This is a genomic window from Micromonospora sp. NBC_00617 (assembly GCF_045161355.1).
Classification (GTDB): domain Bacteria; phylum Actinomycetota; class Actinomycetes; order Mycobacteriales; family Micromonosporaceae; genus Micromonospora.
The window spans coordinates 4,349,558-4,364,787 of record NZ_CP107751.1; the positions used below are offsets into that span (position 1 = coordinate 4,349,558).

At 72.0% G+C, this 15,230-nt stretch carries 18 protein-coding genes; 1 reads left to right on the top strand and 17 read right to left on the bottom strand.

Features of this window, described 5'->3' with window-relative positions:
• Positions 1–5: 5 nt before the first annotated feature.
• From OG505_RS19865 to proS, 12 genes are all read right to left on the bottom strand, one after another.
• Entirely contained in the window at positions 6–329 is a 324-nt protein-coding gene (locus OG505_RS19865) for a DUF2469 domain-containing protein (protein ID WP_007075222.1), read from the bottom strand.
• On the bottom strand, positions 326–1,138 hold the full coding sequence (locus tag OG505_RS19870) for a ribonuclease HII (RefSeq protein ID WP_405426441.1): 813 nt from the start codon (positions 1,136–1,138) through the stop codon (positions 326–328). Before OG505_RS19870 ends, OG505_RS19865 begins: the two co-directional genes overlap by 4 nt.
• Positions 1,132–1,641, bottom strand: a complete 510-nt coding sequence (locus OG505_RS19875; RefSeq protein ID WP_405426443.1) for an NUDIX hydrolase — start codon at positions 1,639–1,641, stop codon at positions 1,132–1,134. Before OG505_RS19875 ends, OG505_RS19870 begins: the two co-directional genes overlap by 7 nt.
• 13 nt (positions 1,642–1,654) lie before the next feature.
• Positions 1,655–2,290, bottom strand: a complete 636-nt coding sequence (gene lepB / locus OG505_RS19880) for a signal peptidase I (protein ID WP_405426445.1) — start codon at positions 2,288–2,290, stop codon at positions 1,655–1,657.
• A gap of 10 nt (positions 2,291–2,300) precedes the next feature.
• On the bottom strand, positions 2,301–3,170 hold the full coding sequence (gene lepB / locus OG505_RS19885) for a signal peptidase I (protein ID WP_405426447.1): 870 nt from the start codon (positions 3,168–3,170) through the stop codon (positions 2,301–2,303).
• Positions 3,171–3,351: 181 nt separating this feature from the next.
• Positions 3,352–3,708 carry a 50S ribosomal protein L19 gene (rplS, locus tag OG505_RS19890; RefSeq protein WP_007456548.1) on the bottom strand — a complete coding sequence of 119 codons (357 nt, stop codon included), beginning with the start codon at positions 3,706–3,708 and terminating at the stop codon, positions 3,352–3,354.
• A 143-nt stretch (positions 3,709–3,851) separates the two neighbouring features.
• The gene (gene trmD, locus OG505_RS19895) at positions 3,852–4,625 is read right to left on the bottom strand and encodes a tRNA (guanosine(37)-N1)-methyltransferase TrmD (RefSeq protein ID WP_405426448.1); all 774 of its coding nucleotides are present in this window, start codon (positions 4,623–4,625) and stop codon (positions 3,852–3,854) included.
• 11 nt (positions 4,626–4,636) lie between these two features.
• On the bottom strand, positions 4,637–5,191 hold the full coding sequence (gene rimM / locus OG505_RS19900) for a ribosome maturation factor RimM (protein ID WP_405426450.1): 555 nt from the start codon (positions 5,189–5,191) through the stop codon (positions 4,637–4,639).
• Positions 5,191–5,451: an RNA-binding protein gene (locus tag OG505_RS19905; RefSeq protein WP_172862164.1), complete on the bottom strand. Its 261-nt coding sequence runs from the start codon at positions 5,449–5,451 to the stop codon at positions 5,191–5,193. Before OG505_RS19905 ends, rimM begins: the two co-directional genes overlap by 1 nt.
• Positions 5,426–5,929, bottom strand: a complete 504-nt coding sequence (rpsP, locus tag OG505_RS19910) for a 30S ribosomal protein S16 (RefSeq protein WP_405426452.1) — start codon at positions 5,927–5,929, stop codon at positions 5,426–5,428. Before rpsP ends, OG505_RS19905 begins: the two co-directional genes overlap by 26 nt.
• Positions 5,930–6,159: 230 nt before the next feature.
• A complete protein-coding gene (locus tag OG505_RS19915; protein ID WP_405426454.1) occupies positions 6,160–6,807 on the bottom strand; it encodes a DUF402 domain-containing protein in 648 nt (215 codons plus the stop codon).
• A 76-nt stretch (positions 6,808–6,883) separates the two neighbouring features.
• Positions 6,884–8,290 (bottom strand): proline--tRNA ligase, encoded by a 1,407-nt coding sequence (gene proS / locus OG505_RS19920; RefSeq protein ID WP_405426456.1) that lies wholly within the window; start codon positions 8,288–8,290, stop codon positions 6,884–6,886.
• Positions 8,291–8,522: 232 nt separating this feature from the next.
• Here proS and OG505_RS19925 point away from each other — a divergent pair, with 232 nt between their 5' ends.
• A complete protein-coding gene (locus OG505_RS19925) occupies positions 8,523–9,128 on the top strand; it encodes a TetR family transcriptional regulator (RefSeq protein WP_405426458.1) in 606 nt (201 codons plus the stop codon).
• A 721-nt stretch (positions 9,129–9,849) separates the two neighbouring features.
• Here the strand turns inward: OG505_RS19925 and OG505_RS19930 are convergent.
• From OG505_RS19930 to OG505_RS19950, 5 genes are all read right to left on the bottom strand, one after another.
• A complete protein-coding gene (locus tag OG505_RS19930; protein WP_405426460.1) occupies positions 9,850–10,929 on the bottom strand; it encodes an amidohydrolase family protein in 1,080 nt (359 codons plus the stop codon).
• A gap of 18 nt (positions 10,930–10,947) precedes the next feature.
• Positions 10,948–11,526, bottom strand: a complete 579-nt coding sequence (locus OG505_RS19935; RefSeq protein ID WP_405426462.1) for a Uma2 family endonuclease — start codon at positions 11,524–11,526, stop codon at positions 10,948–10,950.
• 69 nt (positions 11,527–11,595) lie between these two features.
• A complete protein-coding gene (gene ffh, locus OG505_RS19940) occupies positions 11,596–13,155 on the bottom strand; it encodes a signal recognition particle protein (RefSeq protein ID WP_234590138.1) in 1,560 nt (519 codons plus the stop codon).
• Positions 13,156–13,264: 109 nt separating this feature from the next.
• Positions 13,265–13,921, bottom strand: coding sequence for a response regulator (locus OG505_RS19945; RefSeq protein ID WP_405426464.1), 657 nt, complete (start codon positions 13,919–13,921; stop codon positions 13,265–13,267).
• Entirely contained in the window at positions 13,918–15,075 is a 1,158-nt protein-coding gene (locus tag OG505_RS19950) for a sensor histidine kinase (protein ID WP_405426466.1), read from the bottom strand. The genes OG505_RS19945 and OG505_RS19950 overlap by 4 nt, the downstream gene beginning before the upstream one ends.
• Positions 15,076–15,230: the final 155 nt, after the last annotated feature.

A 15,230-nucleotide genomic window follows, 5' to 3' on the forward strand; every position in this document is an offset into this window, starting at 1 on the left:
AGTCGTCAGCCGCCGAAGCCGGAGTCGGCGGGCAGCGAGATGTCGGGCTTCTCCAGCTCTTCGACGTTGACGTCCTTGAAGGTCATCACTCGGACGTTCTTCACGAAGCGGGCAGGACGATACATGTCCCACACCCAGGCGTCGTGCATCTCGACCTCGAAGTAGACCTCGCCGTCGGAGTTGCGCACGTGCAGGTCGACCTGGTTGGCCAGGTAGAACCGGCGCTCCGTCTCCACCACGTAGGAGAACTGGCGGACAATGTCGCGGTACTCCCGGTAGAGCTGCAGCTCCATCTCGGTCTCGTACTTTTCGAGATCTTCCGCGCTCATCGCACTCCGCCTTCCATGACCACATCTTCCCCCACCGGCGACGGAGGCCGAGGCTGCTCGCCCAACGCCACGCCGACGGTACCCCCTGACGCCCAGGAGCGCTCCATCGGCTCGTCCGACGCCGGGCCGACGGGCCGTCGGGCGCGCGGCGGCCGGCCGTCGCGGCCGGAGACCGCGGCGACATTGACGTACGAGAAGCGGTGCTCCCGGCACGGCCCGTGCTCCCGCAGCGCCGCGCTGTGCTCCGGGGTGATGTAGCCCTTGTGCTCGGCGAAGCCGTACGCCGGGAACACCCCGTCCAGCTCCACCATGATCCGGTCCCGGGTGACCTTGGCGAGCACGCTGGCCGCCGCCACACACGCGGCCACCCGGTCGCCCTTCCAGACCGCCAGCCCCGGCACGCCCAGGCCGTCCACGCCAAAGCCGTCGGTCAGCACGTACTCCGGTCGAGTGGTGAGCGAGGCGAGCGCCCGGCGCATCGCGGCCAGGTTGCACACGTGCAGCCCCCGGGCGTCGACCTCGTCAGCCGGGATGACCACCACGGCGTACGCCAGGGCGCGGTCCACGACCTCGGCGTACACCCGCTCCCGGCTGGCCGGGGTGAGCAGCTTGGAGTCGGCCAGCCCGTCGATCTCACCGCGTCGTCCCTCCGGCAGCACCGCCGCGGCGGCGACCAGTGGGCCGGCGCAGGCGCCCCGGCCGGCTTCGTCGGCGCCCGCCACGTGCCGGAACCCGCGCCGCTGCAGCGCCCGTTCCAGCGCGTACAGGCCGGCCTCCCGGCGTACGACGGTGCGCGGCGGGGTCAGCACGATGCCTCGACGGCCGGCGGCAGGAGCCGGGCCAGCAGGTCGGGCAGCTCGGGCGGGTAGTACCGGTCGCCGCTGGCGGCCAGCTCGGCCGGCAGCCACCAGCGGTGGCCGGCGATGCTGCGCTGCTCGACGTCGTTGAAGCCGACGGTGTCGACCTGCCACGACGGCACCCGGAACAGGAAGAAGTCCTGCTTCTGGCGGTACCAGTCGCCGTCGAACGGAAACTCGGTCGTGTCGGACCAGACGGGCTCGCCCAGGTCGGCGGGATCGACCCGCAGCCCGGTCTCCTCGGCCAGCTCCCGTGCCGCGCCGGCCGCCGGAGACTCCGCCTCGTCGAGCCCGCCGCCGGGAGTGAACCAGTAGCGGTGCTCCGGGCGGGCCGGGTCGAAGCCCTGGAACAGCAGGACCCGGCCGGCCGCGTCGACGAGCAGCACCCGCGCCGCGCGTCGAGGGGTGTAGACGGTCACCGCACCAGCCTGCCAGACGTGCGGTCGATCGCCCATGCCCCCGCCGGTTCTACGGCTTTCCGATGCTGTCGAACTGATCGGGCACGGTCAGCCAGGTGGCCCGGTTGACGGGCCAGAAGACGGTGAACGCCCGCCCGACCACCTCGCCCTCGGGAATCGTGGCCTCGGTGATGTTCTGCCCGGACTGCTGCCAGTGCTCCAGCGAGTCACCCGAGGCCGACCGGTGGTCGCCCATCACCCACAGCCGCCCCTTCGGCACGGTGATGTCGAACTCCTGGTCGGCCGGCTTGTCGCGGACCCCGTCGATCGAGAAGATGTACGGCTCGTCGAGCGACTTGCCGTTGATCATCAGCCGTTCCTGCGCGTCGCAGCAGACCACGTGGTCACCGCCGACGCCGATCACCCGCTTGATGAAGTCCTCACCGTCGGGGTTGCCGCTCCACTCGGTGGGTGCCTTGAAGACGATCACCTCGCCGCGGTGCGGTGATCGGAAGTCGTAGACCAGCTTGTTGACCAACACCCGGTCATCGATCTTGAGAGTGTTCTCCATGGACGGAGAGGGGATGAAGAAGGTCTGCAGCACGAAGGCGCGGACCAGCACCGCGACCAGGATCGCCACACCCAGCAGGATCGGCAGCTCCTTCCAGAAGGAGCTGCGCGGCTTGTCGGTCTGCTCGTCAATCACGCCAAGGAGCCTACGTTGCCGGGCCGGACGGCACCGTCCGGAACGCGCGGGAACCTCTCAGCGCGGCCATCAACGGGAGAATCAGCAGCACACCGCCCTGCGGGGACGGACGGACCGGGGGCGCCCCGGAGGAGGCGGCGGCCGGCCCGGCCACGTCGTCGAAGGTCGACGGCACCGACAGCGCGGCCCAGCGCGATGACGGCCAGACCACCATGAACGCCCGGCCGACCACGTTGTCGATCGGCACCGGCCCCTGGCAGCGCGCGTCCTGGGAGACCTCACGGTGGTCGCCCATCACGAAGATCTGACCCGGGGGTACGACCACCTCGTCGAAGCGTCGGGAGCGGCACTCCTGCGGATTCGGTGGTAAATCCAGCGGGGAGTCACGCAGCACGTACGGCTCGTCGAGCGGGGTCCCGTTCACGGTGACCCGGCCCTGGGAGTCGCAGCACTTCACCCGGTCACCGGGCAGGCCGATCACCCGTTTGATGAAGTCCTTCTCACCGGGACGGCTCACCCCGACCAGGTCCCCGACGGTGCGGGCGACCTTGCCGGCGAACCCGGGCTCCGGCTGCTCGTCGACCTGCGGCGCCCAGCGGTCGGTGCCCCGGAACACCACCACCTCGCCGCGCACCGGGTCACGGACGTCGTAGACGACCTTGTTGACCAGCACCCGGTCGCCGATCAGGAGGGTGTCCTCCATCGAACCGGACGGGATGAAGAACGCCTGAAGCAGGAATGTGCGGATCAGCACCGCGAGGCAGAACGCGACCACCAGCAGCAGTGGAAGCTCCTGCCAGAGAGGCATCTGGCGGCGGCCGCGGCGTACCCGCCGGCGCCACGGATCGACGGTGCCGTCCTCGTCAAGCGTCTGCACCACGCCACTCCCCGGTCCGCAGAAACACCACCGCCCGGGAGCCTCGTCGAGGCTCCACGGGCGGTAGTGGACAGCTGCCCGCCACGAAGGCGGGGCCGCCGCCTGGCTGCGCCCGTACGACCAGGGTAGTGCGGTCTGGGCGGTACGGCATACGCGCAGCTCAGGCGGCGTGGCGAGCGGGAAGTCAGCTGGGCTGCTTCTCCCGCTTCTCCTTGATCTTGGCCTTCTTGCCGCGCAGCTCGCGCAGGTAGTAGAGCTTGGCGCGACGCACGTCACCGCGGGTCACGATCTCGATCCGGTCGATGCCCGGACCGTTGAGCGGGTAGGTCCGCTCGACGCCGACACCGAAGCTGACCTTGCGGACCGAGAAGGTCTCGCGCAGACCGTCACCCTGGCGGCGGATCACGACGCCCTGGAAGATCTGGACACGGGACCGGTTGCCCTCGACGACCCGCGCGTGCACCTTGACGGTGTCACCGGCACGGAAGTCAGGAAGGTCGGTCCGCTTCGACTGGGCGTCAAGGGCGTCCAGGATGTTCATCGCTGCGTCCTCGTAAGGCTCACGGCGCACCGTCACTCGGCGCGCGGGTGGGTGATTCTGATTCCCGGGTGGTGATCGGCGGACCGACCCCGGTCGGGGATCCTCGCAGCCGCCCACGGGCGCGGACGGATGCGGCAACCCCCCTACTTTGCCACATCCCCCGGCGGCGGCTGAAATCCGGCCCGCTCCAGCGCCGCGATGTCTCGTTTGTCGAGCCGCTCGGGTGGTAGCGCGGCCAGCAGGTCCGGGCGCTGGGTTGCGGTCCGCAGCAGCCCCGCCTCGCGCCGCCAGCGCGCGATCTTGCCGTGGTCGCCGGAGCGGAGCACCTCCGGGACGTCGTGCCCGCGCCAGCTCGGCGGCTTCGTGTAGATCGGGGCCTCCAGCAGCCCGTGCGCGTGCGACTCCTCGTCCAGCGAGCCGGCGTTGCCCAGTACCCCGGGCAGCAGTCGGGTGACCGCCTCCAGGACGACCAGCACCGCGACCTCGCCGCCGAAGAGCACATAGTCGCCGAGCGACACCTCGGTGACCGGCATCCGGGTGGCGGCGTGCGCCAGGACCCGCTGGTCGATCCCCTCGTACCGGCCGCAGGCGAAGATCAGGTGCGGCTCGGCGGCCAGCTCGTGGGCCATGGCCTGGGTGAACGGCACGCCCGCCGGCGACGGCACGAGCAGCCGGGGCGGCGCGGCCTCGGCCGGCGCGAGCGCGTCCAGCGCCGCACCCCACGGCTCGGGCTTCATCACCATCCCCGGGCCGCCGCCGTAGGGGGTGTCGTCGACCGTGCGGTGCACATCGTGGGTCCAGGACCGCAGGTCGTGCACGGCGAGCTGGAGTACGTCATTGGCGCGCGCGCGACCGATCAGCGACAGGTCCAGCGGGGCGAAGTACTCCGGAAAGATCGACACGACGTCGACGCGCATGCGGGCTGGTCCTAAAGATCGAGCAGGCCGGCCGGCGGGTCGACGATCACGCGTCCACCGGCCAGGTCGACCTCCGGGACGATCGCCCGGACGAACGGGATCAGCGCGGTACGCCCCTCGGGTCGCCGCAGCACCAGCAGGTCGGACGACGGCGCGTGGTCGATCCGGGCGACCTCGCCGAGACGCTCACCGGCCGGCGTGACCACGGCCAGACCCACCAACTGATGGTCGTGGAACTCCTCCGGGTCATCCGGAGGCTCCACGTCGGCGCTGTCCACCACGAGCAGCGTCCCGCGCAGCGCTTCGGCGGCGTTGCGGTCCAGGATGCCCTCGAACGCGACCAGCACCCGACCCTGGTGGAAGCGGGCTTCCTCGATGGTCAGCTCCGCGGGAACCCGGAACGGCACCCCGGGCTCATCGATGGTTGGAGGGGGTGTCGCCCCCGGTTCGGTGCGCAGCACCGAACCGGGGGCGAACCGTGCTTCGGGTTCGTCGGTCCGCACTTCCACGGTGACCTCCCCGCGGACACCGTGCGGCTTGCCGATCCTTCCGACGACGAGCTGCATCAGTACGAGTCGACGATGTCGACGCGTACCCCGCGCCCGCCGATGGAGCCGATCACCTGACGCAGCGCCTTGGCGGTCCGGCCGGACCGCCCGATCACCGTGCCGAGGTCCTCGGGGTGCACGCGGACTTCCAGCCGCTTGCCCCGACGGGAATCGACCATCCGCACCCGGACGTCATCCGGGTGGTCGACGATGCCCTTGACCAGGTGCTCCAACGCCGGACGCAGAGGCATGTCAGGCCTGCTCACCGGCGTCGGCAGCGGCAGCGGGGGCCTCGGCCGGAGCCTCAGTCGCCGGCGCCTCGGCCTTCGGGGCCTCGGCCTTCGGGGCCTCGGCCGGAGCCTCGGCAGCCTTGGCGGCCTTCTTGGCCGGCTTGGCCGGGGTCTCCGGGGCGAGCCCGGCGGCGGCCTTCGCCTCAGCCTCGTACGCCGCCTTGCGGTCGGCCCGCTCGGCGGCGACCTTCAGCGGCGGCGGGGCCGGCAGGCCCTTGTACTTCTGCCAGTCACCGGTCAGCTCCAGCAGCCGCTGCACCGCCTCGCTCGGCTGAGCGCCGACAGACAGCCAGTACTGGACCCGCTCCGACTTGACCTCGATGACCGAAGGGTCCTCCTTCGGCTGGTACACCCCGACGAACTCGATCGCCCGGCCGTCACGCTTCGTGCGCGAGTCGGCGATGACGATGCGGTACTGCGGGTTGCGGATCTTGCCCATCCGCAGGAGCCGGATCTTTACGGCCACAGTTGTTTCGCTCCTGTTGCGATCTCACCAGCCCGCTGTGGGCGGTGTGCATGGGTGAGCGCCGACCGGCACAGTGGGGTTGGGCCGGAGACTACTCGGTGGACTGGCGACGCGCCCGGGTTAGAGGGCGCCGGACGCGCGCCGGATACCAGCAACCCATTCTGCCAGATCCGACGTCGATCTCTCGCATCGGACCCGGACACCGCGTCACCGGTGACCCGGAACACCTCTCAGCGCACCGGCGGGCGGTCCCACCCGGGCGGAAGTTCGTCCGGTACGTCCCACTCCGTCGGCGGGGTGAAATCGCACCAGGTGCCGTCGAACGGGAACTCACCCGCCTCGGCGAGCGCGATCACCCGCTCCCCCTCGGCGCGGACCGCCTTCTCGTCGGTCACCCAGTAGTCGTCACCGAAGGCGAGACGCTCGACGAACTCGTCCTCGTCCTTCCACTGCCAGGTGCGGTCCGGGCGCACCAGCACGTCCAGATCCTGGTCGATCACGTCGACGCCGGCCACCGTCCCGTCGTCCCAACGGACACCGGGCTCCTCCAGGTTGACGTACCAGTGGGCGAACTTGTCCTGCGCGTCCCGGAACCACCACACAGAGTGCGCGGCCCCGGTGGGCAGGAACTTCAACAGCGGCGGGCCGTTCCAGCGGCCGTGCGCCAGCCGGTACGACGACGAGATCCACTGGGCGAACGGCATCGCCCGCATGTTGAGCCCCGCCTCGGTCACCTCGTGGGCCACCGGCGAGTCCCGCGCGATCCACACCAGCAGACCCCGCTCGTCGTCGCTGACCACGCGACCCGGCCGGACCCATCCGATCCGACCGTGCCGCACGTTGCGGTGCATGATCAGCCGATCCGGCGCGAAGCGCACGGCAGCACACCTCCGAGCTGTTAGCAGGGGGCCCTTCCTCTACCGCAGGCGTTAGGAAGGGGCCCTTCCTTACGCCTCAGTAGGCGCGAGCGAGAATGGCGACCAGGTCGGGCTCGTCCTCCGAGTCCGGCACCGAGCCGTCGGCGCGCAGCAGACAACGAACCGTCACGCCCTGGCCGTTCGCCTCGGCCTCGCCGGCCACGCCGACCTCCGACCACGGCACCTTGGCCCAGCCGGTGGCCGCCGCCTCGATCGCCTCGGCCAGCGTCGACACCTCGACGGTGCGCGACTCGCGGTGCGCGAGGGCCTGATCGTGCAGCACCTGCTGATCGGCCTCCAGCGCCGCCAGCACCGCGCCGACCACGTCGGCCACCGGCGTCGGGGACTTCGACCCGTCGGTACGACGGACCACCGTCGCGTTGCCGACAGCCAGGTCGCGGGGGCCGACCTCGACGCGTACCGGATAGCCGCGCAGCTCGGCGTCGACGGCCCGACGGCCGAACGCGGTGTCGGTCCGGTCGTCGAGCGCGACCCGGACACCGGCGTCGCGCAGGCCGTCGCGCAGCTTGGCCGCCGCCTCGCCGACGCCCTCGCCATCCTTGACGATCATGATGTACGCCTGGATGGGGGCCAGCCTCGGCGGCACCCGCAGGCCGTTGTCGTCGCCGTGCGCCATGATCAGCCCGCCGAGCATCCGTGTCGACGTGCCCCAGGAGGTCGTCCACGCGTGCTCGCGACCGCCCTCCTTGGCGGAGTAGCTGATGTCGAACGCCTTGGCGAAGTTCTGGCCCAGCTCGTGGCTGGTGCCCAACTGCAACGCCTTGCCGTCACCCATCATGCCTTCGCAGGTGTACGTGGCGGTGGCCCCGGCGAAGCGCTCGCGGGCCGTCTTCAGGCCCACCACCACCGGGATGCCGAGCACGTTGACCATCAGGTCCTCGTACGCCTCGTGCAGGATCCGCCGCGCGTAGGCGCGGGCGTCCTCGCGGGTGGCGTGCGCGGTGTGCCCCTCCTGCCAGAGGAACTCGCTGGTCCGCAGGAAGATCCGCGGGCGCAGCTCCCACCGGACCACGTTGGCCCACTGGTTGAGCAGCAGCGGCAGGTCCCGGTACGAGTCGATCCACTTGGCCATGAACTCGCCGATCACCGTCTCGCTGGTGGGGCGCACCACCACCGGCTCGGCGAGCTGCTTGCCGCCACCGTGGGTGACGACCGCAAGCTCCGGCGAGAAGCCCTCGACGTGCTGCGCCTCGCGCTTGAGGTAGCTCTCCGGGATGAACAGCGGGAAGTACGCGTTCTCCGCGCCGGCCGCCTTGATCCGGGCGTCCATCTCGGTCTGCATCCGCTCCCAGATGGCGTAGCCGGCCGGGCGGATGACCATGGTGCCGCGGACCGGGCCGTTGTCGGCCAGCTTCGCCTTGGCGATCAGGTCCTGGTACCAGCGGGGGAAGTCCTCCGCACGGGGAGTGAGCACGCGTGCCATGACCGCACATCCTATGCGCCACGCGGGGCCCCGCCGCGCCCGGGAGGCGCCGCGCCGCGCGACGTGCCCTCCGCGCGACGGCATGACCGGGCGCCGGCCGGCCGGCGACACACGCCGGACAGGCGCTGAGCGGGCCCCACGCGGACGCCGGGCGGGCCGGCGGGCCGCACTCGGCGGGGTCCCGCGGCGGACGCTGGGCGGGCCGGCGGGCCGCCCGTAGAATTCGACCACCATGACTGCGACGACCGACTCACCACGCCAGCGACTGCGGGACACGATCGTGGACGCCGCCCGCGCACGGACCATCGCCGCCGGCTGGGACGCGGTCCGCATGGGTGGCGTGGCCACCACGGCGGGGGTCAGCCGGCAGACCGTCTACAACGAGTTCGGCAGCAAGGCGGGCCTCGCCGAGGCGCTCGCCCGACGCGAGGTGGACCGGTTCGTCGGCGACGTCCGGAAGGCGCTGCTCGCGCACGGCGCCGACGTCCGGGCCGGCGCGTACGCCGCGATCGCCCACACCCTCGCCACGGCGGCCGACAACCCGCTGGTCAAGGCCATCCTCACCAGCGCCCGGGGCGGCTCGGACGAACTGCTTCCGTACCTCACCACCCGGGCCGAGGTGGTCCTCACCGAGGCGTCCGGCGCGCTGATCGAGTGGGCCGGCGACCACCTGCCGGGAGCGGACCAGGCGGCGTTGGCATTCGCCGCAGACACGATCGTCCGTCTGGTGGTGAGCCACATCGTGCTCCCCCGATCCCCGATCGACCAGACCGCCACGGCCCTGGCCGACCTGGCCGTGCACCTCTTCACCGCCGCCGCCACCCGCCCGCCCCGCTGACGCTCCCACCCGCGTCCCAGCGCCCCTGCGCCCCTGCGCCCCGCACCGCACCACCCTGTCGTCGTGCGCCGCATCCGGCCCCTCTATGCGCCGCACGCTCACGTCGTCACGCGTCACACCCTCACGTCGTCACACCCCGCACCCCCGCGTCGTCACACGCCGCACCCCCGCGCCCGCACGCACCTGCGTCTCCCCGGCCTGCCACGCCCACGTCCCACGCCCACGCCCACGCCCACGCCCACGCCAAGATCCGCACAACATCAGTGATGTTGCTGCCTCCGGCGACCGTGAGGCAGCAACATCAGGGAAGTTGCGCGGATCTTCCCTTGTCGACCCCTCTGCCCGGCACGATCGTGCTCGATCCTGGTTTTAGTGGCATCCCCACGACACCGAGGCCACTACTTCCTGGATCGAGCACGATCTTGCGGCGCGGCCCGACGCGGCCCGACGCGGCCCGACGCGGCCCGACGCGGCCCGGCCCGACGCGGCCCGGCCCGGCGCAGCCCGGCCCGGCGCAGCCCGGCCCGGCGCAGCCCGGCCCGGCGCAGCCCGGCCCGGCGCAGCCCGGCCCGGCGCAGCGCAGCCCGACGCGGCCCGGCCCGGCGCAGCCCCGGCCCTGCGCGAGCCGGCCCCGGCCAGGCGCGACGCGGCGCGGCGCGACCCGGCCTGGCGCGGCGCGACCCGGCCTGGCGCGGCGCGACCCGGCCTGGCGCGGCGGGGGTCAGTGGAGGACTCGGCCGCGCAGGATCGTGCGGGACGGGGCACGGACGACGCGTAGGTCGTGGCGGGGGTCCTCGGGGTAGACGGTCAGGTCGGCGAGGCCGCCCTCGACCAGGCCGGGGAAGCCGAGCCATTCGCGGGCGCCCCAGGACGCGGCGGCGAGCACGTCGATCGGCGCCATGCCGGCGCGCTCGTGCAGCAGCAGCATCTCCTCGGCGGCCAGGCCGTGGTCGATGCCACCACCGGCGTCGGTGCCCACGTAGATCGGCACGCCCGCCTCGTGCGCGGCGCGCACCACCTCCGGGAAGCGGTCGCGCAGTGCGAGCATGTGCTCGGCGTACCCGGGGAACTTGGCCCGCGCCTGCTCGGCGATCCCACCGAAGGTGGCGATGTTGATCATCGTGGGGACCAGCGCGGTGCCCTGGCGGGCCATCTCGTCGATCAGGTCGAGGCTCAGCCCCGTGCCGTGCTCCACCGAGTCCACCCCGGCCCGCACCATGATCTCCACGGCCGACTCGGAGAAGGTGTGCACCGCGGCGCGTACCCCGGCGTCGTGCGCGGCCCGTACGGCGGCGGTGAGGGTCTCGGCGTCCCAGGCCGGCGCGAGGTCGCCCACGCCGCGGTCGATCCAGTCGCCGACCAGCTTCACCCAGCCGTTGCCGGCTCGGGCCTGGGCGGCCACCGTCGCGGCCACCTCGGCCGCGCCGACCTCGACGCCGATGTCGCGCAGGTAGCGCTTCGGGGGTGCGACGTGCCGGCCGGCGCGGGCCAATCGCGGCAGGTCCGGTTCGTCGTCCAACTCGGGGTACGGGTACGGCGAGCCGGCGTCGCGGATCGCCAGCACCCCGGCGTCCCGGTCGGTGTGGGCCAACTCGCGGGCCTGGTCGAGGGAGGTGATCGGGGCGCCACCGCGGGCGATGCCGATGTGGCAGTGCGCGTCGACCAGCCCCGGGAGGACGAACCCGCCGTCGACGACCGTCTCCGCACCGAGCACCGGGGTGAAGGTCACCCGGTCGCCGACCAGCCAGAGATCCCGGACCTCGTCGTCGGGGAGCAGCACACCGCGCACGTGAAGAGCCATGCGCACAGTCCTACCCGATCACTGCTCCTCGGGGGCGAGCAGGTCGTTCTTCCGAGCGGTCAGGGCCGGCAGGTCCACCGAGACCTTCCACGGCCACTCGGTGACGAACAGATCCTCGGTGTGCGCGACCTGCTCGTACTCGCGGTTCGCTCCGAGGGCGTACTCGGTCAGCGTGACGCGCTCCTGCGACGGGTCCACCACCCAGTAGGACCGGACACCGGCGTGCGCGTAGACCTTCGCCTTGTCGTACATGTCGCGAAAGTTCAAGGGCAGCGAGACGACCTCCACGGCGAGCAGGGCGTCCTCGACCGGGACGGGTGACCGGCCGGCGTGCTTGCGGCGGATGACCACCACGTCGGGGCGCGGCCCGTTGCGCCGGTCGACCCGCATCGACAGGTCGATGCTGACCAGGTATTCCGGCGGGCAGTTGACGCGAAGCGTGAGCAGCAGCTCGACGCAGAACTCTTGGTGCACGGCAGTGGGCGACGGCACGATCAACCTTCCGTTGATCAATTCGTACGGAAGGTCCTTCGGCAGTTCACCGAGGTCGTCGACCGTCCACTCGTACCGTTCGGGCAAAACCGGGGCTGTGTCCATGACATCTTCCTTCAGCGGGACGACATCACCCTAGGAAAGGATGACGTCGCCCGCCGTCACCGACACGCCTCAGCGCGGGCCCTTGTCGCCACCCTTGCCGAGCTTGTTGAAGTCGATCTTCGGGAGTTTGAAGCCCGGCGGCAGGCCCTGGCCGCCCGCGAGGTCGTTCGGGTCCATCCCCGGCGGGAGCTGCGGCATGCCACCCGGGAAGCCGCCCGGGAGCCCGGCGCCGGCGCCCGTACGCGGACGACCGCCGCCCTTGGTGCCCTTGCGCTTGTTCTTGGGGGACTTGGTCGCCTTGCGCCGGCCACCGCCGGGCAGGCCCATCATGCCGCCCATCTGCTTCATCATCTTCTGCGCGTCGGCGAAGCGGTTGAGCAGCTGGTTGACGTCCATCACAGTGACGCCGGAGCCATTGGCGATACGTGCCCGGCGGGAGCCGTTGATGATCTTCGGGTTGGTCCGCTCGCCCGGGGTCATCGACCGGATGATCGCGGTGACCCGGTCGAAGTGACTGTCGTCCAGCTCGGCGAGCTGGTCCTTCATCTGCCCCATGCCCGGCATCATGGCCAGCACGTTGGCGATCGGACCCATCCGCCGCACCGCGATGAGCTGGTCGAGGAAGTCGTCCAGGGTGAACTGCTCGCCGCCCATCAGCTTGGCGGTCATCTTCTCCTTCTGATCCGAGTCGAAGGCCTGCTCGGCCTGCTCGATCAGAGTGAGGACGTCGCCCATGCCGAGGATCCGGCTGGCCATCCGGTCGGGGTGGAAGACGTCGAAGTCCTCCAGCTTCTCGCCGGTGGACGCGAACAGGATCGGCTGCCCGGTCACCTCGCGCACGGAGAGCGCGGCGCCACCACGGGCGTCGCCGTCGAGCTTGGAAAGCACCACGCCGGTGATGCCGACGCCGTCGCGGAACGCCTCGGCGGTGCGCACGGCGTCCTGACCGACCATCGCGTCGATGACGAAGATGACCTCGTCCGGCGAGACGGCGTCGCGGATGTCGGCGGCCTGCTGCATCATCTCGGCGTCGATGCCGAGGCGGCCGGCGGTGTCGACGATGACGATGTCGCGGGCGGCGCGCTTCGCGTGCTCGATCGACGCGCGGGCCACCTGCACCGGGTCACCGGTGCCGTTGCCGGGCTCCGGGGCGTACACCTCGACGCCGGCCCGGCCACCGAGCACCTGGAGCTGCCCGACGGCGTTGGGGCGCTGGAGGTCGGCGGCGACCAGCAGCGGCTGGTGCCCCTGGCCCTTGAGCCAGCGGGCCAGCTTGCCGGCGAGGGTGGTCTTACCGGAACCCTGGAGGCCGGCCAGCATGATCACGGTGGGCGGCTGCTTGGCGAACTGGAGCCGCCGACCCTCGCCGCCGAGCACGTTGATCAGCTCTTCGTTGACGATCTTGATGATCTGCTGGGCCGGGTTGAGCGCCTGGGAGACCTCGGCGCTGCGCGCGCGCTCCTTGACGGCCGCGATGAAGCCCTTGACCACCGGCAGCGCGACGTCCGCCTCCAGCAGCGCGAGGCGGATCTCGCGCGCGGTGGCGTCGATGTCGGCGTCGGTGAGCCGTCCCTTGCCGCGGAGCTTGGTGAAGATCCCGGACAGGCGGTCACTCAAGGTGTCAAACACGCGAACATCCCGTTTGTCAGTGTTCCGGCGGGCACAACGCGGCCGGCACTGCGGAGTCCGGCCACCGCTAGGGTAGCCGCCCGGCCGCAAGGCCGCTGGCGGCCCGGCCTCACCCCGAAACCAACCCCGACTGGTACGCGAAGACGACGAGCTGGGCCCGGTCCCGGGCGCCCAGCTTGCCCATCGCCCGGCTGACGTGGGTCCGCGCGGTCGCCGGGCTCACCACCAACCGGGCGGCGATCTCCTCGTTGTTCAGGCCCTCCCCGACCAGGCCGACGACCTGGCGTTCCCGGTCGGTGAGGGTGTCCAGCCGCGGGTGCGGACGGGGTGCCCTCGACGGCCGGGTGGCGAACTCCCGCACCACCCGCCGGGTCACCGACGGCGACAGCAGCGCCTCCCCCTCGGCGACCAGCCGGATGGCGCGCAGCAGCTCCGGCGGCCGGGTGTCCTTGGTGAGGAACCCGCTGGCGCCGTGCCGCAGCGCGTCGAAGACGTACTCGTCCAGCTCGAAGGTGGTGAGCACCACCACCCGCGTGCCGGTCAGCTCGGGGTCGGCGACGATCCGGCGGGTCGCCTCGATCCCGTCGATGCCGGGCATCCGGATGTCCATCAGCACCACGTCCGGCCGAACCTGGCGGGCCAGCTCCACCGCCCGCAGCCCGTCGGCCGCCTCACCGACGAGCGTCAGGTCGTCCTCGCTCTCCACCAGCGCGCGCAGCCCGAGGCGGACCAGGTCCTGGTCATCGGCGATCAGCACCCGGATCACGCGGGCGGCTCCACGGGCAGCCGGGCCCAGACCCGAAAACCGCCGTCCGGGCGTGGTCCGGTGGTCAGCCGCCCGCCCAGCGCGGCCACCCGCTCCCGCATACCGGCCAGACCGTGCCCTCCGGTCTGGCCGTCGGTCGCGTCGAACGGGCCGGCGGCGACACCGACGCCCCGGTCGGTGACCTCGACCGTCACCTCGTCGGCCCGATAGCCGACGGTCACCTCGGCGCTGGTCACGCCGGCGTGCCGCAGCACGTTGGTCAGCGCCTCCTGCACCACCCGGTACGCGGCCAGGTCCACCGCCGCCGGCAGCTCCCGAGGGTCGCCGTCGCGGCGCAAATCGACGGCGAGACCGGCACCGGCCAGCCGGTCGCACAGCGCCGGGAGCCGGGCCAGCCCCGGCACCGGTTCGCGCTCCGCGCCCCGGCGCACCGCGCCCAGCGTGACCCGGAGCTCGTCCAGCGCCTCCCGACTGGTGCGACCGATGGCGGTCAACGCGATTTCCGCCTGCTCCGGTCGTTTCGGCAGCAGGTGAAGGGTGATCTCCGCCTGCATGCTGATCGCGGCCAGCCCGTGCCCCACCACGTCGTGCACCTCCTGAGCGATGCGCAGCCGCTCCTCGTCGGCCTGCCGCCGGGCCTGCTCGACACGCTCTCGGGCCTGCTCGGCGCGGCTGCGGGCGGCGGCCTCGCGGTTGACCCGCACGACCACGCCCGCAGCGAAGGGTACGACCGCCCAGGCCGACGCGGGGAGCACTTCGGCCCAGCCCGGCGCCGGGCCCCGGGACCAGAAGACGTGCGCCAGCAGCACCACGAACGCGCCGGCGGTGGCGAGCGCCGCCGGACGCACCGGCAGCCGCACGGCCACGGTGTAGACCGCGACCAGGAAGGTGAGCAGTATCGGCCCGTACGGATAACCGAGCACCAGGTACGTCGTGGTGGCCACGGTGACCACGGCGAGGGTCGCCACCGGGGCTCGCCGCCGGAGCAGCAGGGCGAGCGCGGCGAGCGCGATCAGTACCCGACAGACGGCATCCACCGGCCTGGAACCCGGCTGGTTGTTCCCGGCCAGCTCGGTGGCGAGCACCCCGAACACGAGCAGCGCCAGGGCGAGCACGGAGTCGGTGGCCACCTCCTGCCACCTGGTCCATCGCATGGCCGTCATTCTGCCCGCGGTGACGCCACCATGCGTGCGTCCGCAAGCGGCACCGCAACTACGCTCCCGGACGTACCCACCGCCCCCCCCCCCCCACCGGGGCACCCCCGACGCACGCGGCCGACGGGCACGCGGACCCCACGGAGCACGCGGTC

Excerpts from the sequence above, each read along its gene's own strand:
- OG505_RS19865 (WP_007075222.1), bottom strand. The coding sequence starts at position 329 with ATGAGCGCGGAAGATCTCGAAAAGTACGAGACCGAGATGGAGCTGCAG.
- OG505_RS19875 (WP_405426443.1), bottom strand. The coding sequence starts at position 1,641 with ATGGGCGATCGACCGCACGTCTGGCAGGCTGGTGCGGTGACCGTCTAC.
- rplS (WP_007456548.1), bottom strand. The coding sequence starts at position 3,708 with ATGAACATCCTGGACGCCCTTGACGCCCAGTCGAAGCGGACCGACCTT.
- trmD (WP_405426448.1), bottom strand. The coding sequence starts at position 4,625 with ATGCGCGTCGACGTCGTGTCGATCTTTCCGGAGTACTTCGCCCCGCTG.
- rimM (WP_405426450.1), bottom strand. The coding sequence starts at position 5,191 with ATGCAGCTCGTCGTCGGAAGGATCGGCAAGCCGCACGGTGTCCGCGGG.
- proS (WP_405426456.1), bottom strand. The coding sequence starts at position 8,290 with ATGGCACGCGTGCTCACTCCCCGTGCGGAGGACTTCCCCCGCTGGTAC.
- OG505_RS19925 (WP_405426458.1), top strand. The coding sequence starts at position 8,523 with ATGACTGCGACGACCGACTCACCACGCCAGCGACTGCGGGACACGATC.
- OG505_RS19930 (WP_405426460.1), bottom strand. The coding sequence starts at position 10,929 with ATGGCTCTTCACGTGCGCGGTGTGCTGCTCCCCGACGACGAGGTCCGG.
- OG505_RS19935 (WP_405426462.1), bottom strand. The coding sequence starts at position 11,526 with ATGGACACAGCCCCGGTTTTGCCCGAACGGTACGAGTGGACGGTCGAC.
- OG505_RS19950 (WP_405426466.1), bottom strand. The coding sequence starts at position 15,075 with ATGCGATGGACCAGGTGGCAGGAGGTGGCCACCGACTCCGTGCTCGCC.